At 62.9% G+C, this 18,667-nt stretch carries 17 protein-coding genes; 7 read left to right on the top strand and 10 right to left on the bottom strand.

Going from position 1 to position 18,667, the window contains the following annotated elements; translation table 11 throughout:
* Positions 1–335: 335 nt before the first annotated feature.
* The 5 genes from F0185_RS27350 (at position 336) to F0185_RS27370 (ending at position 7,271) form a co-directional block, all read left to right on the top strand.
* A complete protein-coding gene (locus tag F0185_RS27350; protein WP_166898028.1) occupies positions 336–2,648 on the top strand; it encodes an NADP-dependent malic enzyme in 2,313 nt (770 codons plus the stop codon).
* A gap of 323 nt (positions 2,649–2,971) precedes the next feature.
* Positions 2,972–4,018, top strand: a complete 1,047-nt coding sequence (gene gmd, locus F0185_RS27355; RefSeq protein WP_166898027.1) for a GDP-mannose 4,6-dehydratase — start codon at positions 2,972–2,974, stop codon at positions 4,016–4,018.
* Positions 4,019–4,028: 10 nt separating this feature from the next.
* The gene (locus F0185_RS27360) at positions 4,029–4,964 is read left to right on the top strand and encodes an NAD-dependent epimerase/dehydratase family protein (RefSeq protein ID WP_370664075.1); all 936 of its coding nucleotides are present in this window, start codon (positions 4,029–4,031) and stop codon (positions 4,962–4,964) included.
* On the top strand, positions 4,961–6,094 hold the full coding sequence (locus F0185_RS27365) for a glycosyltransferase family 4 protein (protein ID WP_370664076.1): 1,134 nt from the start codon (positions 4,961–4,963) through the stop codon (positions 6,092–6,094). Before F0185_RS27360 ends, F0185_RS27365 begins: the two co-directional genes overlap by 4 nt.
* A gap of 31 nt (positions 6,095–6,125) precedes the next feature.
* Positions 6,126–7,271 carry a glycosyltransferase family 4 protein gene (locus F0185_RS27370; protein WP_166898025.1) on the top strand — a complete coding sequence of 382 codons (1,146 nt, stop codon included), beginning with the start codon at positions 6,126–6,128 and terminating at the stop codon, positions 7,269–7,271.
* Between the two features lie 17 nt (positions 7,272–7,288).
* Here F0185_RS27370 and F0185_RS27375 read toward each other — a convergent pair whose 3' ends face one another.
* Positions 7,289–8,308, bottom strand: coding sequence for an Rpn family recombination-promoting nuclease/putative transposase (locus tag F0185_RS27375; protein WP_167230091.1), 1,020 nt, complete (start codon positions 8,306–8,308; stop codon positions 7,289–7,291).
* A gap of 145 nt (positions 8,309–8,453) precedes the next feature.
* Positions 8,454–9,521 (bottom strand): Rpn family recombination-promoting nuclease/putative transposase, encoded by a 1,068-nt coding sequence (locus F0185_RS27380; RefSeq protein ID WP_167230094.1) that lies wholly within the window; start codon positions 9,519–9,521, stop codon positions 8,454–8,456.
* A 260-nt stretch (positions 9,522–9,781) separates the two neighbouring features.
* Between F0185_RS27380 and F0185_RS27385 the strand changes: the two genes are divergently transcribed.
* Positions 9,782–10,567 (top strand): substrate-binding periplasmic protein, encoded by a 786-nt coding sequence (locus tag F0185_RS27385; RefSeq protein WP_167230097.1) that lies wholly within the window; start codon positions 9,782–9,784, stop codon positions 10,565–10,567.
* An 8-nt stretch (positions 10,568–10,575) separates the two neighbouring features.
* Here the strand turns inward: F0185_RS27385 and F0185_RS27390 are convergent, their stop codons facing one another.
* From F0185_RS27390 to F0185_RS27425, 8 genes are all read right to left on the bottom strand, one after another.
* A complete protein-coding gene (locus F0185_RS27390) occupies positions 10,576–11,616 on the bottom strand; it encodes an RNA methyltransferase (RefSeq protein ID WP_167230100.1) in 1,041 nt (346 codons plus the stop codon).
* Positions 11,617–11,695: 79 nt separating this feature from the next.
* Positions 11,696–12,658 carry a hypothetical protein gene (locus F0185_RS27395; protein WP_167230103.1) on the bottom strand — a complete coding sequence of 321 codons (963 nt, stop codon included), beginning with the start codon at positions 12,656–12,658 and terminating at the stop codon, positions 11,696–11,698.
* A 77-nt stretch (positions 12,659–12,735) separates the two neighbouring features.
* The gene (locus F0185_RS27400) at positions 12,736–13,500 is read right to left on the bottom strand and encodes a hypothetical protein (RefSeq protein WP_167230106.1); all 765 of its coding nucleotides are present in this window, start codon (positions 13,498–13,500) and stop codon (positions 12,736–12,738) included.
* 41 nt (positions 13,501–13,541) lie between these two features.
* Entirely contained in the window at positions 13,542–14,069 is a 528-nt protein-coding gene (locus tag F0185_RS27405) for a hypothetical protein (protein ID WP_167230109.1), read from the bottom strand.
* A complete protein-coding gene (locus F0185_RS27410; protein WP_167230112.1) occupies positions 14,066–14,950 on the bottom strand; it encodes a CsgG/HfaB family protein in 885 nt (294 codons plus the stop codon). Before F0185_RS27410 ends, F0185_RS27405 begins: the two co-directional genes overlap by 4 nt.
* Entirely contained in the window at positions 14,947–15,378 is a 432-nt protein-coding gene (locus tag F0185_RS27415) for a curli assembly protein CsgF (protein ID WP_167230115.1), read from the bottom strand. The genes F0185_RS27410 and F0185_RS27415 overlap by 4 nt, the downstream gene beginning before the upstream one ends.
* A gap of 40 nt (positions 15,379–15,418) precedes the next feature.
* The gene (locus tag F0185_RS27420) at positions 15,419–15,877 is read right to left on the bottom strand and encodes a CsgE family curli-type amyloid fiber assembly protein (protein ID WP_167230119.1); all 459 of its coding nucleotides are present in this window, start codon (positions 15,875–15,877) and stop codon (positions 15,419–15,421) included.
* Between the two features lie 461 nt (positions 15,878–16,338).
* Complete coding sequence (locus F0185_RS27425; protein WP_167230122.1) at positions 16,339–17,457, bottom strand: PEP-CTERM sorting domain-containing protein; 1,119 nt, start codon at positions 17,455–17,457, stop codon at positions 16,339–16,341.
* A 503-nt stretch (positions 17,458–17,960) separates the two neighbouring features.
* Between F0185_RS27425 and F0185_RS27430 the strand changes: the two genes are divergently transcribed.
* Positions 17,961–18,659, top strand: a complete 699-nt coding sequence (locus tag F0185_RS27430) for a hypothetical protein (RefSeq protein ID WP_167230125.1) — start codon at positions 17,961–17,963, stop codon at positions 18,657–18,659.
* Positions 18,660–18,667: the final 8 nt, after the last annotated feature.

The raw sequence follows: 18,667 nt of genomic DNA on the forward strand, positions 1-18,667 counted from the left end.
AAGGCATTTCTGGAAGTCGTTCATGGGCGTTGTCTCCGGACAGGTTGGGGCGCGCCGCGCGCGGACGGAGGTTCCGGCCGGCAGTGCCGCGATGTGGCATTTTCGGTCCGGGAGCGTCCCGGGATCTATTGCGTTTATGTCTAGGATTTGTATCAACTGTCGGCAATCTGTACCGTCTTGTGACGTCGAGCGAGCGTTCGCTTTGTTTTTCTTGCCGCAAAAAAGGCGTGTTTTACGGCAATTGACCCGCGCTTGGTGAAAATACGTACCTTGTTGAAAGATCACGTCTGATAAAATCGTCAGTCCCCGACAGTACACAGGAAGGCCGTACCAGCATGGATTCGTCACCAGAGAAGAAGGAAGAACTGCGCCAACAATTGCGCCTCGCCGCGCTCGAGTATCACGAGTGCCCCCGCCCCGGCAAGATCAGCGTCACCCCCACCAAGCAGTTACTCAACCAGCGCGACCTGGCCCTGGCGTATTCGCCGGGCGTGGCCGCGCCGTGCGAAGAGATCGTCAAGGATCCGGGCAACGCCTATAAATACACGGCGCGCGGCAATCTGGTGGCAGTCATCACCAACGGCACCGCCGTGCTGGGCCTGGGCAATATCGGTCCGCTGGCGTCCAAACCTGTGATGGAAGGCAAGGGCGTGCTGTTCAAGAAGTTCGCCGGGATCGATGTCTTCGATATCGAGATCAACGAGCAAGACCCGGACAAGCTGGTCGACATCATCGCGTCGCTGGAGCCGACTTTCGGCGGCATCAACCTGGAAGATATCAAGGCGCCCGAGTGCTTCTATATCGAACGCCAGTTGCGCAGCCGCATGAAGATTCCCGTCTTCCACGATGACCAGCACGGTACCGCGATCATCGTCGGCGCCGCCATCCTGAACGGCATCAAGGTCGTCGGCAAGGATATCCGCGAGTGCAAGCTGGTGGTGTCGGGCGCGGGCGCCGCGGCGCTGGCCTGCCTGGAACTGATCGTCGACCTCGGTTTCCCGATCGAGAACATCTATGTGACCGACCTGGCCGGCGTGGTCTACAAAGGCCGCGTCGAACTGATGGACCCGGACAAGGAGCGTTTCGCCCAGGACACCCCGTTGCGCACCCTGGCCGAAGTCATGCCGGGCGCCGATATTTTCCTGGGCCTGTCCGCCGGCGGCGTGCTCAAACAGGACATGGTCAAGGCCATGGCGGCCAATCCGCTGATCCTGGCGCTGGCCAACCCGACCCCGGAAATCCTGCCGGAAGACGTGAAGGCCGTGCGCGGCGACGCGATTATTGCCACCGGGCGTTCGGACTATCCGAACCAGGTGAACAATGTGCTGTGCTTCCCGTACATTTTCCGCGGCGCCCTCGATTGCGGCGCCACCACCATCACGCGCGAGATGGAAATTGCGGTCGTGCATGCGATTGCCGACCTGGCCCACGCCGAGCAGTCGGACGTGGTGGCCACCACCTACGGCATCAGCAATCTCTCGTTCGGCCCGGAATACCTGATCCCGATGCCGTTCGATCCGCGCCTGTTGATCCACATCGCCCCGGCCGTGGCCAAGGCTGCGTTCGAGTCGGGCGTGGCGACGCGCCCGATCGCCAACCTGGAAGCCTACGCCGACAGCCTGCAGCAGTTCGTGTACCGCAGCGGCACCTTCATGAAGCCGCTGTTCGCGGTGGCCAAGGCGGCCCCGCCGGAACTCAAGCGCATCGTCTACGCCGAGGGTGAAGAAGAGCGCGTGCTGCGCGCGGTGCAAGTGGTGGTCGACGAGAAACTGGCGCGGCCGATCCTGGTCGGCCGTCCGAGCGTGCTGGAGCAGCGCATCGTCAAATTCGGCCTGCGCTTGAAGCAGGGCGAGCATTTCGACGTCATCAACCCGGACCACGAAGACCGCTACCGCGATTACTGGCAGACGTATTACGCGATGACCATGCGTAAGGGCGTGACCCAGGAATACGCCAAGCTGGAAATGCGCCGCCGCCACAGCCTGATCGGCGCGATGATGATCCACAAGGGCGACGCCGACGGCATGATCTGCGGCACCTTCGGCACCACCAACTTGCACCTGCACTATATCGACCAGGTATTGGGCAAGCGCGACGGCGCCAATGTGTATGCGGCGATGAACTTCCTGATCTTGCCGGAACGCCAGATGGCCATCGTCGACACCCACGTCAACGAAAATCCGAGCGCCGAGCAACTGGCCGAGATCACCATCATGGCGGCCGACGAGATGAGCCGCTTCGGCCTGATTCCGCGCGCGGCCTTGTTGTCGCACTCGAACTTCGGTTCGGCCAACAGCGCCTCGGCCCAGAAGATGCGCGCGGCGCTGGCGCTGGTGCAGCAAAAGGCGCCGCAGCTGGAAGTCGATGGCGAGATGCACGGCGACGTGGCGCTCGACGCCAAGCTGCGCAAGCAGATGATGCCGCACTCGACCTTGCAGGGCGAAGCGAACCTGCTGGTGATGCCCAATATCGACAGCGCCAACATCGCCTACAACCTGCTCAAGACGGCGGCCGGCAACGGCATCGCGATCGGCCCGGTGCTGCTCGGCTGCGCCAAGCCGGTGCACATCCTGACCCCGTCGGCCACCGTGCGCCGCATCGTCAACATGACCGCGCTATGCGTGGTCGATGCGGTGTCGGAGCGCTGACCGGCAGCGAAGACCGCGCTTCGTTTTGCGCCAAGGACGGCCGCCATCTTCACGGATCGCGGCCGTTTTTTTGTAGTAAGAATGGCGCGGAATACCGTGTATTACTACATTTCATTACAGTTCAAGATAGGCGTAACAATCCGTAAGACGCTGCCCTTCTGCGTAGAAAACAGGCATAATATCCACGCAAGTCGTTGTTCATATTGCACGAAAGCCTTTTGCGTAAAGAATAGTCAAAACGATTCTGTTACAATGCTGAGTTGTTAACTGCGAGTCGGACGTGCAGATTACGGCACTCCAACTACACACGAATATCACGAATTATGCAAAAAACAACAAAAAAAGCCCTGATTACCGGAATCACCGGGCAAGACGGCGCCTACCTTGCGCAGTTGTTGCTTGAAAAGGGCTACGAGGTCACCGGGACCTATCGTCGCACGAGTTCGGTGAACTTCTGGCGTATCGAAGAGCTCGGCATCCAGGCGCATCCGAACCTGCGCCTGGTCGAATACGACCTGACCGACTTGTCCTCCAGCATACGCCTGATGCAGACCGCCGAGCCGGACGAGGTGTACAACCTGGCGGCCCAGAGTTTCGTCGGTGTGTCGTTCGAACAGCCGGTCGCTACCGCAAGCATTACCGGCCTGGGCGCAGTTAACCTGCTCGAAGCGATCCGCATCGTCAACCCGAAAGCGCGCTTCTACCAGGCATCGACCTCCGAAATGTTCGGCAAGGTCCAGGCTATCCCGCAAGTCGAAGATACCCCGTTCTACCCGCGCAGCCCGTACGGTGTGGCCAAGCTGTACGCCCACTGGATGACGGTCAATTACCGCGAGTCGTATGGCATTTTCGGTTCCAGCGGCATCCTGTTTAATCACGAATCGCCACTGCGCGGCCGTGAATTTGTTACCCGCAAGATTACCGATTCGGTCGCCAAGATCGTCCTCAACAAGCTCGACGTGCTGGAACTGGGCAACCTCGACGCCAAGCGCGACTGGGGTTATGCCAAGGAATACGTGGAAGGCATGTGGCGCATCCTGCAGGCCGAACAGCCTGACACCTTCATCCTGGCCACCAACCGTACCGAAACCGTGCGCGACTTCGTCACCATGGCGTTCAAGGGCGCCGGCATCGATGTCGAGTACAAGGGCAAGGGCGAAGCCGAGACCGGCCATTGCGCCCATACCGGCAAGCTGCTGGTGCGCATCAGTCCCAAGTTCTACCGTCCGTCCGAAGTGGAATTGCTGATCGGCGATCCGGGCAAGGCCTTGCGCGAGCTCGGTTGGGCGCCGAAAACCACCCTGGAGCAGTTGTGCCAGATGATGGTCGAGGCCGACATGCGCCGCAACGAACAGGGTTTTTCGTTCTGATATGACGGCCATGGTCACGGAAACGTCTCCCGCGCCCGGCGCCGAAGGGCAGGGCAAGCGTGCCCTGATCACCGGCCTGCACGGCTTCACGGGACGCTACGTGGCGCGCGAACTGGCCGCCGCCGGCTACCGCGTGTTCGGCACCGTGGTGCCGGGCCATGGCGATAGCCCCCTTGACACCGATGTGTTCGCGGTCGACCTGCTCGACCGCGCCGGCGTGGCTGCCATGGTCGAACAGGTGCGGCCTGATGTCGTGGTGCACTTGGCCGGCATCGCGTTCGTCGCGCATGCCAACGCCGAGCTGATCTACCGCGTCAACATCGTCGGCACCCGCAACCTGCTCGAAGCGCTGGCCGCCCAGCGCCACCAGCCATCGGCGGTGCTGCTGGCCTCGTCGGCCAATGTCTACGGCAACGCCAGCGCCGGCCAGATCGACGAGTCGCTCGCGCCCGCGCCGGCCAACGATTACGCCGTCAGCAAGCTGGCCATGGAACACATGGCGCAGTTGTGGAGCGACAAGCTGCCGATCATCATCGCGCGGCCCTTCAACTATACCGGTGTCGGCCAGGACGAGAACTTCCTGCTGCCCAAGATCGTCGCGCATTTCCGCAAGGCCGCACCCGTCATCGAACTGGGCAACCAGGCCATCGCGCGCGATTTTTCCGATGTGCGCATGGTGGCCGACAGCTACCGCCGCCTGTTGGTGGCCGACGTGGCCGGCCATGCCTTCAATATCTGCTCGGGCCAGGCGCACTCGCTGGGCGAGGTCATCGCGCTGATGGAGTCGATCGCCGGCTACCGGATCGAGGTCAAGGTCAATCAGGCCTTCGTGCGCGCCAAGGATGTGCTGGTCCTGATGGGCAACAATGAAAAACTGCGCGGCGCGATCGGCGGCCTGTCCCCGATTCCGCTGGCCGACACGCTGCGCTGGATGTACCAGGCGTGAGCCGCCTGCGCGTCGGCCTGGGAACGACCATGATCGAACCGGGCCTGACCGGCGGACGGCTGGACGGGATCGGCGTGTACACCCAGGCGCTGCTGCAGCACTTGCCGGGCGCCGGCTGCGATGTGGCCGCTTACTCGTATCCGCGTGCGCGCGGCGACGCCACGGCCATCAGCGTGGGCCGGCCCCTGCCGCAATCGTTCGAAGCGGCCAGCCTGACCGACCTGCTCACGCCGGCGGCGCACCGGGTGCACATGCCGGCCGATCTTTTTCACGCGACCGATTACCGTATCGTGCGCATGGATTGCCCGGTGGTGGCGACCCTGCACGATGCGCTGCCGATCAAGTATCCGCAGTGGTGCAGCCCCGGCATGCGGCGCGCCAAGAACTGGATGCAGCAAAAAGCGGCGCGCAAGGCACAACATGTGATCGCGGTGTCGAACTTTGCGATCGGTGAACTGGTCGAATGCTTCGGGGTCGATGAAAAGCGCATCAGCGTGGTGCCCAACGGTGTCGATGCGGCGTGGCTGCAAGCGCCCGATGCGGCCGCCGTGGCGCAGACCCTGCAGCGGAACGGCTTGCGTGCGGGTTATTTTTTGTTTGTCGGTACTTTGCAGCCGCGCAAGAACGTCGAGCGCTTGCTCAGTGCGTATTTGAGTTTGCCGGATGCGCTGCGCGCCGACCGCCAGCTGCTCATTGTCGGCGGCGCCGGCTGGCGCTGCGAAGAACTGATCGCGCGCATCGCCGCGGCGCAGCAGGATGGCGAGCAGGTGGTGTGGCTGAACCAGCTGACCGGCGCCGACGACTTGCGCCACGTGTATGCGGGCGCGGGGGTATTTGTGTTTCCATCCTTGTACGAAGGTTTCGGTATTCCCGTGCTCGAGGCGTTTGCGTCGGGGGTGCCGGTGGTGGCCTCGAATAGCAGTTCCTTGCCTGAAGTCACCCGGGGCGCGGCGCTTGACGTCGATCCGGGCAACACTGGCGAGATCGCCGCGGCGATGCAGGCGCTGGCGCGCGACGACGCGCTGCGGCAGCAATGCATCGCGGCGGGCCGCGCTCGCGCAGCCCAGTTGACCTGGCACGACACCGCGCTGCAGACCGCCGCCGTGTATCGTGCCGTCCTTTCCCAATAATCTGACGTCGACCTGAGCCATTTGCGAAACTATGCGTGTCCTACATTTCTATAAAACCTATTTCCCGGAATCGGTGGGTGGCGTCGAGCAGGTCATCCGGCAAATGTGCGTCGGCACCGGTCGCCTGGGCGTGCGCAATGAAGTGCTGACCCTGACGCGCCAGAAAGAAAAGCGCGACGTCGAGTTCGAAGGCCACAAGGTGCGCCTGCTGCCGCTCGACTTCGAAATTTCATCGACCGGGTTTTCGGTGGCCGCCTTCCGCGAACTGGCGCGCATGGCGGAAGATGCGGACGTGGTGCATTATCATTTTCCGTGGCCGTTCATGGACCTGGCGCACTTTATTTCGCGCATCAAGAAGCCGAGCCTGGTGACCTACCACTCCGACATCGTGCGCCAGAAACAATTGCTGCGCCTGTACCAGCCGCTCAAGCACCGCTTTTTGCAAAGTGTGGACACCATTGTCGCCACCTCGCCGAACTACATGGCCTCGTCTGCCGTGCTGGACCGTTATCGCGACAAGACACGCGTGATCACTTACGGGCTCGACAAGACTATTTATCCGGAGCCGGACCAGGCCCGCATGGACAAATGGCGCACCCGGATCGGCGAGCGTTTCTTCTTGTTCGTCGGCGTGCTGCGCTATTACAAGGGCCTGCATATTTTGCTCGATGCGGTTGCCAATACCGATTATCCGGTGGTGATCGTTGGTGCCGGTCCGATCGAGAACGAGCTCAAGGCGCACGCTGAACGGCTCGGCTTGACGCATGTGCTGTTCGTCGGCGCGCTCGACGAGGCCGACAAAGTGGCGCTCCTGACCTTGTGCTATGCGCTGGTGTTCCCTTCGCATTTGCGCTCGGAAGCGTTTGGCATTTCGCTGCTGGAAGGGGCAATGTACGGCAAACCGATGATTTCGAGCGAGATCGGCACGGGCACGACGTATATCAATATCGATGCCGAAACGGGCCTGGTGGTGCCGCCGAGCGATCCGCAAGCCTTTGGCGAGGCCATGCGCAAGCTGTGGGACAACCCGGAACTGGCGCAAGCGATGGGCAAGCGCGCCGAAGCGCGCTATTGGGAGTTGTTTACCGCCGAGCAGATGGCCAAGAGTTATACCGCGCTGTATCACGAACTGGTGGCGCGGCACGCAACGGTGGCGCTGGCCCAAGTGCAGGCCTAGGCCGGCCCGGCGCGGCGCTAGCTTGATGCCGCACCGTTGCCGAATACCGCCTCCAGGCCAGGGGCGTCGAGGCTGCGCTGGCACCACTGTTCGAGGTCCGCCTGGGTGGCTGCGGCGATACGTTGCGCCGCCGCTTCGGGCAGGTCGCCGAAACGCTTGCGCAACAGCTGCGTCAGCACGCCACGCAGGGCGCTGAGTTGTCCTTCTGTCAGACCTTCTGTCCTGCCCTTGGCCCAGCCTTCAGCCTGCCCTTTTTCGTTTCCCTTCTGAAAGCCGATGTCTTCGAATTCCTCGGCCCAGGTTGCATATTTACGTCCCATGTCGGTGACCTCCTCTGCACTGTCTAACGTGAACGACGCTGGCTCGCCGCGCCGCTTCGCCAGGCATTCGATCCATACCTCCACCGAGCGCATCAAGCTCGCTTGCGGCGCATCGTTGAACCAGGTGACGAGCGCGGGCAAGATCGTGTTTCTGACCTCGGAAGCGCTCGAAAGTTCCATCCGAAACAGCAGCGCCAGCAGGGTGACATTGGCTTCCAGCGCCGCCATGTCCAGGCGCTGCTGGTCGATCAGGACGTAGCGCTGGGATGGCTGGAACGGTGCCAGTTCGGTGGGCGCGTCCATGAGCAGCGTGGCCAGGTCGGTGCTGGCGCTCCACTGCGGCACGCCGTTGTAGAACACCAGCGGCAGCACCGGCGGCAAGTGCAAAGACGGCGGCAATTGATGCCGCTTGACCAGGTTCTGGCACAGCAAACCCACATAGTTCTGCATGCGCAGCGCCATCCAGCGGTCCACGCCGGACTGGAATTCGAGCAGGATGTACACGTACAGGAATTGCTCGCCGATCTTGACGCGCCAGACGATGTCGTTCTGGCGCGCCGCCAGGCCTTCGCTGACATACGCCGGATCGGCCGCTTCGAAGCAGGACAGCGCCACATCGTCGAACAGCTTGAACGGCGTGAAGCTCGTGACCAGCTCGCGCACCAATTCCGGATGGGCGAACAGCGAACGGTAACCGAGGTCGTGATGAGCGGACATGAGGCATTCTAGCCAGCGAACCCGCTGAACCTTTGCGCTGCATCAGTCGTGCGCGGCGTCGACGGTCTGCCATTCGGAACGGGTGTTGGCCGCAATCGTCTGGCAACTGTGCATCGGCGTTACGCGGCGTTTCCTGTAGTCGGCGTTAGGCCGACGCCGCTCTGTCGCCGAAGACGGCATCCAGACCCGGCGCGTCCAGGCTGCGCTGGCACCACTGTTCGAGGTCCGCCTGGTTGGCCGCGGCGATGCGTTGCGTCGCCGCTTCGGGCAGGGCGCCGAAACGCTTGCGCAACAGATGCGTGAGCACGCCGCGCAGTGCGCTTAGTTGCCCTTCGGTCCAGCCTTCGGCCTTGCCTTCTGCCTTGCCTTCTGCCTTGCCTTCGGCCTTACCTTCTGCCCGTCCTTCGATCTTGCCTTCCGCCTTGCCTTTTTCGCTTCCTTTCTGAAAGCCGATGTCTTCGAATTCCTCGGCCCAGGTTGCAAATTTGCGTCCCATATCGGCTATCTCCTCCGTACTGTCAAATGTAAACGATGCCGGTTCGCCGCGCCAACTCGCCAGGTTCTCGATCCAAGCTCCGACCGAGCGCATCAGGCTGGCCTGGGGCGCGTCCTGGAACCAGGTTGCCAACGCCGGCAAAACCTTGTTTCTGACCTCGGAAGCGCTTGAAAGTTCCATCCGAAACAGGAGCGCCAGCAGGGTGGCATTGGCTTCCAGCGCCTCGGCATCCAGGCGCTGCTGGTCGATCAGCACGTAACGCTGGGATGGCTGGAACGGCGCCAGTTCGGCGGGCGCTTCCATGAACAGCGTGGCCAGGTCGGTGCTGGCGCTCCACTGCGGCACGCCGTTGTAGAACACCAGCGGCAGCACCGGCGGCAAGTGCAAAGACGGCGCCAACGCATGCCGCTTGACCAGGTTTTGGCACAGTAAACCCACATAGTTCTGCATGCGCAGCGCCATCCAGCGGTCCACGCCGGACTGGAATTCGAGCAGGATATACACGTACAGGAAGTGCTCGCCGATCTTGACGCGCCAGACGATGTCGTTCTGGCGCGCCGCCAGGCCTTCGCTGACATACGCCGGATCGACCGCTTCGAAGCAGGACAGCGCCACATCGTCGAACAGCTTGAACGGCGTGAAGCTCGTGACCAGTTCGCGCACCAATTCCGGATGGGCGAACAGCGAACGGTAAGCGAGGTCGTGATGAGCGGGCATGAGGCATTCTAGCCAGCGAACCCGCTGAACCTTTGTGCTGCATCATTTGTGCGCGAGGCGAACCGCGCGCGGAAAGCGTCATTCACGCGACGACGGTCGGCGCGGCCGGCAGCGGCGCTTGCCTGTCCCAGGCGCAGCGCTGTATTTGTGCCGAAACATTGCTCTGCCATCAAAATGGCATCAATTCGTGCTCAGCAGCACGATTGCCGCCAAAAGCCGGGAACTGGTATGCTTGGCCGAGGGAATCGCAAAGGCCGGCCATGGTAAAGCAGTTATTACTTGTTGCGGGATTGCTGGCCGGCTCGCCTGGCCATGCCGGATTGCGGGAGGCGCCGCCGCAGCTCTTCATCACGACCGAACATGCACCGCCGGCCATCATGGTGGAGGGCGAGCGCGTGGCGGGCTACTCATCCGACAAGATCCACGAGATCATGGCGCGTACCGGACTGAGCTATTCGATTGACGTGTTGCCCTGGAAACGCGCGTTTACCTCGGCCGTGCAGCGTCCCAACGGCTGCGTCTACGCCACCACGCGCACGCCCGAGCGTGAGCCATTGTTCAAATGGGTGGGGCCGACCGACGAGGGCGCTTGGGTACTGCTGGGGCGGGCCGACCGCAACTATCAGCTGAGCACCCTGGAAGATGCGCGCGGGCTGCGCATCGGTACCTACAATGGCGACGTGCGCGACGACTATCTGCGCGCGCGCGGCTTCAAGGTCGATCCGGCCCCGAACGACATGCTCAACCCGCAAAAACTGTTGATGAACCGGATCGACCTGTGGGCGACCGGCCTGCGTCCCGGCGGCGGCGTGCTCGAACAAAACGGCTTCGCGGGGAAGATCGTTCCTGTGCTGGTGTTTAACCAGGTCAAGGCTTATCTTGCCTGTAACCGCGCCGTGCCGGACGCTATCATCGACAAGATGAGCGCCGCGCTCGATGCCATGAACCGCGACGGCACCTCGCGCCGGATCGAGCGCAAGTACGACAACTGGGCGCCGCGCAAGGCGAGCGAGGCAGAAGCCGGGCAAGCCGGGCCGGTGCGCTGAATTAAGTGTCAGGCCGGGTCGGCGCGCTTGAGCGCAATCGTCCTGCGCGCCGGTGCCGCCGCGCGGGCGCGCAGTTGCCCGCAGCCGCCATCGACATCTTGCCCGGCCGAATCGCGCAGCTTGGTCAGCACCCCGCGCCGATGCAAACTGGCCGCAATCGCGCGCGCGCTCTCCCAACTGGGCCGCTTGAACGCCAGGTCCGGGATGGTGTTGTACGGGATCATGTTCAGCACCGCGTACTTGCCTTTTAACAGGCGTACGATGCCGTCGATCTCGTCGTCCCCATCATTGACGCCTTCGAGCAAGGTCCACTGATACTGCACCGGATAACCGGTCAGGCGCGCATAAGCTTCCCCCGCCTCGACCAGTTGTTCGGGCGTGATGCGCGGCGCGCGCGGCAGCAACTGCTCGCGCAAGGCGGGCTTGGTGGTGTGCAGCGACAAGGCCAGTGCGGGTTTGACCACGCCCTGCGCCAAACGTTCAAACACGCGCGCATCGCCGACCGTCGAAAACACCAGGTTCTTGTGGCCGATATTGCCTTCCATGCCCAGCAGATCGATGGCCTCAAGCACATTGTCGAGATTGTGGGCCGGCTCGCCCATGCCCATGAACACCACTTTTTTCACCACGCGCTGGGTGCGCGCCAGCACCACCTGGGCGATGATTTCGCCGCTGCTGACCTGGCGGATCAGTCCTTCGCGTCCGGTCATGCAGAACTGGCAGCCGACCGCGCAGCCGACCTGGCTCGACACGCACAGCCCGTCGCGCGGCAGCAGCACGCTTTCGACCGCCTGGCCGTCGGCCAGCCCGACCAGCAGGCGGGCCGAGCCATCTTCGCCGGGATGCGAGGAAATCAGGCGCGCCATGCCTTGCAGCTCGGCGTCGAGCGCGGGAAGGGCAGTACGTACGCCAAGAGGCAGGAAGTCGTTGGGGCGGCGGCGTCCCTGGTCGTAGGGGCGGCCCTGGACCCAGTCGCGCAGCACGCGCTGTTCGTGCAAGGGCAGGGCGCCCAGGGCGCGCAGGCGCTGGCGGATCGTTGTAAGTTGCATCGCGCTATTTTATTGCATAACGCGATGCGGACGGCAGGATGCGACGAAAACGGCGCGCTCAGCGCGCCGCCGTACGGCCTTAGTACTGGACGATGCCGGAATGGTTGTTGCTGCCGTTCTGGCTCAGGCTGGCGGTATAGCCATTCCCGGTTTGCGTGATAAACGACACATTGGCCAGGGAATTATTGGCGTTGGTGCCGGTCTGGCTGACCGTTGCCTTGTTGGCGATGCCGTTCTGCGTCACCAGCGACTGGCTGGCATTGGCGTTCTGGGTCAGGGTGGTGAGGTTGTTGCTGCCTTTCTGATTGATGGTGCTGAGATTCTTGCTACCCGCTTGTTCGGTCAGGGCATTGTTTCCCGTGCCGTCCTGGGCAATGGTCGAATTGACGTTGTTGGCGCTCTTTTGGATCGCCTTGACGTTGTTGCCGGTGCCGGCCTGGTTGACCGTCACGGTGGCGTAGTCGGTTTGCGTCTGCGCCACCGTCACCCCGTTGGCCACGCCGTTCTGGGTGACAAACGCGCCCTGGTGGCCGGAATTGAGCTGGTTGACTGCCAGCTTGTTGTCGCTGCCGGTCTGCTTGGCAATGATCTCGAAGTCGGTCACGCCCTGCTGGTCGAGGATGGCGCTGTTTTTCTGGCCGTTCTGCGACAAGGTGGCGTTCGCTTGCGTGGCGCTGTCCTGGCGTACCGTGGCGCTGTTTTGATTGCCTGTTTGCAGCAGGGTTGCCGTCGTGCGCAGGGCTTTTTCCTGGCGGATGCCGGCATTGTTCTGGTTGCCCTGCTGGGTGATCGCGGCGCTGATATCCTTGTTGACGCCGATCTGGACAATGCCGCCGGTCTTGGCAACGGAGTCGCCCGCCTTGTTGTTGTCGCCCGTTTGCGTAATCGTGGCCTTGATCAGGCCAGTCGAATTTTGCTGCACCGTATAAGCGTTGTTGCCGGTGCCTTTTTGCGCGGTGATGGAATTGAGTTCAGCCTGGGCCGAGGTGGCGGCAAATGCCAGCGTCAGTGCGCTTGCCAGGGCGGATAAATGAAGTTTCATGAAATGCCTCCGTAAATGGACAGGGTCAGGATGGATACGATTCAGCGACCCCGGTAGCTGAATGCTGTGATGTTTTCTCAGTACTGGTGCACGCCGGCGAGGTTGGCGACACCGGTCTGCGCCAGCGCCGCCATGAATCTGTCGCCGTAGGGGGCTTGGCCGACCTGGCGGACACCTGCCTGGTTGCTGCTGCCTGTCTGCAGGATGTCAAGCTCGTTCCCGCCCACGCTTTGGCTCTGCACGACGACGTTATTGGTGCCGTGCTGGACAATCGCGCTGTTGTTCTGGACGCCGTCCTGCTCGCTGCTGGCGCTGTTGCCGGCGCCGCTTTGCGACACGGCCAGGTCGGTTCGCTCGCTGTCGAACTGGCTTGCCGTTGCGCGATTGGCATGGCCGGACTGCGCGATGCGGACCTGGGAAAATGCGAGGTAATAGTGCTGCCGCACCGCTGCCGTATTGCCAGTGCCGATTTGCGTCAGGCGTGCGCTGGAGTAATGGCAACCTTCCCGCTGAGTCATGTCGGCCTGGTTGGCGCTGCCGCTTTGCAGGGCGCTCACATGAATATGGCCGACATGGCTTTGCGCGAGCCGCGCGCTGTTTGCTATGCCGTCCTGCCCGACCAGCGCCTGGGTGTAATACACGACGTCCTGCACGATCGCGCCGCTGTTCGCCGTGCCGCGCTGTTGCACGCCGGCGTTGGTGAACGTTTCCGCATCCTGCCGGATCTGGCTGGTATTGGCGCTGCCCGTCTGGGTGGCGACGGCGTTGCGCTCGGCATGGGCCGGATGGTCCGGGAAAAACAGGCCGATGCTGGCGGCGAGCGCCGCGAAAAAGGTTTTCATGGAGATGCTCCGGGAGAGGAAAGGGGCGATACAGGATGCGTTCAGCGCCCCTGGTGCTGAATCAGCGTGGCAGTTTTTCCGCTGCCCGATTGGCTTATCCGCGCGTTGCCTTCGCGCCCGTATTGCGCGATGCGCGCTGTGTTCAGGCTGCCGTGCTGGTCGACATCGGCGCGGTGGCCGACGCCCTCCTGCACGATGCTGGCCTGGTTATCCTGCCCCGCCTGGCCGACGCTGGCGTGGTTGCCCTCGCCGCTTTGCAGCAAGTCCAGTGTGTTGGCGCTGCCTTCCTGGCGCAGCGTAGCGCGCTGCAACGAGCCGCGCTGCGCGAGCTTGATCCGCTGGCCGGCCCCGGCCTGGACCCCCTCGAAAACGTGCTGCCGCCCGGCCTGCTCGATGGTGGCGCTATTGCCCGTGCCTTGCTGGCGCAGCGCCAGGGCATGCGCTGGCGGCGCCGCGCCGGCCAGCTCGGACGGCGCCAGGTCGCCCGCGCGCGCCAGGCTGGCCGCGCACAGGCTGGCCAGGGCCAAGGCCAGGGCGGCGCGCAGCCGCAGTGTCATCCGCGCTGTCATGGCTGCGCTCCCGCGCCGCTGGCGGCCTGTTTCGCCGGCGCAAAAGGCGCGCGTTCGGCGAGGTAACGTTGCAGCACTGGATTGCTCCACTGCGACTCGTCCTGCAGCGCCCAGCTGCCTTCGCGCAGGCCCTCGACGATCAGGTGGGCGACGCCGGCTTCGAGCGCTTCGCTGACGCACAGCTGGGTCGGCTCGTTGCGCGTCATCCCGCCTTCCAGCTCAAGTAAATTTTTCACATTCACGAACTTAAAGACGCTCGGATGGATCTCATAGGAGTAGATCGTTTTTGTGGTCGACACGCTCTGCAAGACTTGCCCACCGCGAATATCGATGCTGCGCAGGTTCACCGTGACCTGGTCGACCCGGTATTGCGTGCTCATGCCAATGCCCAGGAAGCGTGCGCCCGCGCCGCCCGTGCGTACATTGCTTTCGTAGGCAACAATGCCGCCTTCGATCAGCAGCGACGCGGCCAGCAGCGGCGGAATCTGCACCGGCGCCGCGTCGGCCGGTTGCGGCATTTCCAGCGCGCGCACGATCTTGCGTTCGGTAAGCAGGTTTTGCAGGTTCTCGCGCTCGACCGGAATGAACCAGCCCGATTCCTTGAGCGCCTTGACCAACATCGACGACGCGCCCTGCGTCACGGCGGTGGAGAACGAGCTGTCCGGGGACGGCTTGTACTGTCCGGTCTGGTCGCGGATGCCATACACGGCAACGGCCACCTTGCCTTTTGGGGCGGGCAGGCTCAGCAGGTCGCGCGTGACCGGGGTGGCGGGCGCCAGTTGCGCCCCGGCCGTCACCGCCGATGGCGGATGGCGGAACGTGCAACCGGCCAGCAGGCTCGCTCCGGCGGCGGCGGCGATCGCCCAGCGCCGGGCGTTCATTGCGCCACCTCGAAGGTGGTGGTGGCGCCCGTGGACCTGTCGGTCGTGGTGATGCGCAACATCCCACCGCCGAGGTCGATGACGGTGATGGTGAAGTTCGCGGTGGAAAAAGTTCCGGGCACCAGCTTGCCATCCTGCCCCAGCAGTTTGGAGGTGGCCGCAGAGGCGAGTTGACTTAGCACAGTGCGTTCGAGCGTTTGATTGAACTGTGCGAGCGGCGACTGGTCGAAGATAGAAGAACCGCCCAGACCCGAGCTTTCCTTGTGCTTGCTCGTTGCGGTTGCACCGGCCAGCAGGTTGGCGCCGTTGGCGGGGTAACCGCCAAACGAGGGGTTCACTGGTTGGTACACGAGTTCGGTCGCGCTGGCACTGCTCGCCAGTACGGCGAGGCACAGCGTGGCTGCGCGAAAAATAGGGTGGAATGGCATGGCTGATTTCCTTACATATACTGAGTGGGTGGAGACAGCGTCAGAATTCGTCGGGCGCCAGGTCGGCGTCGTGGGTGCTCTTGCGCTCGGCGTCGGCTTCCAGCACCGCTTGCCAGGTTCGTTCGGCGGCGTCTTCGCTGAGCGATTTGATGGCCGCGCGGGCGGCCGGCAGGCGTGTTTCGAATACGCGGCGCTGGGCGAAGTCGATGCGCACTTCACTGCCGCGCCGTGCCGACGGGCGTTCGACGATGGCGAGGGTGAAGCGTTCACTGCCTTCTTTTTCGCGCCACGCGGCCATGAAGTACTGGCAGAAATCATGGCCGGCGACGGTGATCGACTGGCTGGTGACGACGCCGCTGTCGGTGTCGGACGCGAGGGCGCGCCTGCCCTGGTCCAGCGTGTCCCTTGCGTCTTGCGGCGCAGCTTGCCCGGCTGTCGCGCCGAGCATGCAGCCGAGCGACAGCGCGCACAGGGCGAGTAGGTTGGTGGTCTTGGGCATACGGCCTCGCGGTTTGTTGTTCTTGTGTTGTCGCCAGAAAAATCGGCGACGGCGGTGCTGATGGGGGCCTCGAAAAACCGTCGCGAGCGGTGCAAGTTTCGTCCGAGAAGCGCAGCCGTCCGAAGGTATGGTGAGCATCGCAGGGCGACAATTGCGCCGCGCAGTAGGTTTTTCGAGGCCCCCTGATGAGAGTCGAGTTTATCGAGCGAGACCCCGCTGGCTTTGATGGCTGTCAAAAATTCAAGGCCGGGATGTCAAGCGCTTCGGCTGGCTAAAAATCAATACTGGCGCGCGGAAATTTGACCCGGACAAGATCTGTCCCAAAAGAAAATCGCGCCGCCGTGAGGGCGGCGCGATCACGCTGCGGGGAGGAGGGGATGATGCTAACAACCTAGGGTGGGCGGCAGGCCTGTGTTGGCCGGCATCGTCGCGTGTTTGCGAGGCCGGCCATGCAAGGCCGTTCAGCGCGGTGCGCGGCGTTTGCGCGCGGCGTACAGGCCGCCCAGCGACAGCGTGACCAGCGCGAGCGTGCCCGGTTCCGGCACATCGCCGCGGCCAGGCAGGGCTGCGCCGGCGATCAGGAAGATATCGCCATAGCCGCCCGTGTCGCACGGCCCGACGGGTTTGCCGTCGGCCAGCGTCGGGCCGGACGTTTTGCCGCCGGTGCCGAAGCAACCCATCCATACCTGCACCGACAGCGTATCGTAGCCGGCGCCTTCGAGTCCTTTCAGATCGAGGCTGGGAATGTAGTTGATGAATTCCACGGCATCCGACGCCTGGTTGGTATTGACCAGCTGGCCGCCAGTGGGGCAGTTGCTGCCGTTCGGGGAGGGATACGATACCGTGTCGCTGACCACGCAGATCGCGCCGACCGTCAGCGCAAAGTCGGTCGAGCCTGGCGTGGTCACGCCGCTGCCGTTGAAGGTCTTTGTCGATTGAAACAGCGACGGGTCCTTGAAGATATCCAAGGGGTCGAGTTTCTGCGTTTCGAAGTACTTGTTGGCGAGGTTGCCGTCGGTATCGCGCAGCGTCACCAAGGCCCAGATCGGCAGGCTGGCGGTGCTGTTCTGCGGATTATTGAAGTCGAAAGCGATCATCATCTGGTGGTAGTCGCCATCGAAGGTCAGCTTGTTGTTCAGTGTGGACAGGCCCATGTCCCAGCTGAACGCGGTGTCGTTGGCCAGCAAGCCGTTGTTGGCGGGATCGTTCTGGTCGCCCGTGAAGAAGTAATCCTTCTGGCCGCCGTTGATGGTTTTGAAGCCATTTTCCGACGGCAGCGCCGCGTCGCCGTTGGCCAGCGTGGCGCCGCCGTTCGATGCGACCACGATCGCGTCGTGCAGCGCACCCTGCGCCGCGCTGAAGGTATAGTCGCCCGTGAAGCCACCGGCGCCACTGCCGGACAAGTAGTTCAGTACGCCCGTCGAACACGAAACAAAATTGCCGTAGGTTGCGCAGGCAGAGTTGGGCGTGGGGTAGGTGCTGGAGTAGATTGGCAGCGGTCCTGCCAATGCCGCGTTGAACGTGCTGCCGGCCAATCCCAGCAGCGCAAGTGCGACGCAACGACGTGTGATCGAGTTCATTTTGGGCATCCCTATGTGATTATTCTTATCGCATGGATGAGCATGGAACGTGCCAGTTTCGTAACTCTTTGTTTTGATTCAGATCATAAAAAATATTGCCTGGAATATGTAAAGAATTCCGACAGGTAAGTAATATTTTCAAATAGTAAGGGTTGATTTTCAGGTAAACAGGCGGTGCTCGGCGCAGGGGGCGGGGATTCGACGGCGCCCGGGCAGCGTGCCAGGGTCCGCCATCATCAATCCATCGCGCCAGCCAGGCCAGGCAGGTCCACGGCTGGCCCAAGCGCTCCGGCGATTCCCATTGCGTGTGAAATGACCGGCTGTGTCGCGGGTTGACATGTGAAGCCAAGGTGAGTGACGCGTAAATAGCGCGGCCCTGGGCGCGCATGGGCCGCCCGTGCCCCGCAAAGCGCGCCGATCGATGGTGGCACACCGCTTGCTCAAGCAGCTTGTAGCGGTACTCGTTCCGCCGCCCGCGTCGCCCCACACTCAAGGAGATTCTCATGACACAAGCAAGCACGCCAACCGGCATCAGCAGCGCCATCGACGGCGTCAATTCCGCCATCCTGAACGTCACCTGGGATGGACCTATCACCGACGGCAACGGCGCCTTCCTGATCCAGTTCTTCTCTCGGGCCAACCCGTCCGCCACCCCGGTGCAGGCGCCCAACCAGCCTGCCGGCGGCTTTCCCGTCAGCGCTGCCGGCAACAACTACAGTGTGGCGCTGACCTTCCTCTCGGCCGATGCGGCGAAGAACTACAACGAGAATTTCCAGGCCCAGGTGCAGGCCAACGCGACCGCGCCGAATACGCCGAGCGCATGGGGCTTGCAAGTCTGGTGGAATATTGGTTTCGCCATCACGGTGACGATCGGCAGCACCTCGCTCACGCTCAGGGAGCTGCCCAACGGTATCTACGTGCTGCCGGTGTCGGTCGACAATCCGCTGACGGTCACCTACGCCGACCTCAAAAGTTTTGTCGCTAAACTACCCGGCGCCATCAGCTTGCCGACCAATTTCCCGAATGGTCAACCGATCAGCAGCGCCCTGCAGGTCACCGCGTTCGCCATCGACGTCAAGCGCGCCACGTTCGAATTCGATTTCACCGCCCTCATCAAATGGGAAATTTTCACCGGGCTGACGGTCGACAGCATCGGCTTTGACATCCAGCGCACCAACGGCGTCAATTTGCTCGCTGCTTGAGCGAGTCC

The sequence above is a fragment of the Massilia rubra genome, from assembly GCF_011682065.1.
In the GTDB taxonomy this organism is placed as follows: domain Bacteria; phylum Pseudomonadota; class Gammaproteobacteria; order Burkholderiales; family Burkholderiaceae_D; genus Telluria_A; species Telluria_A rubra.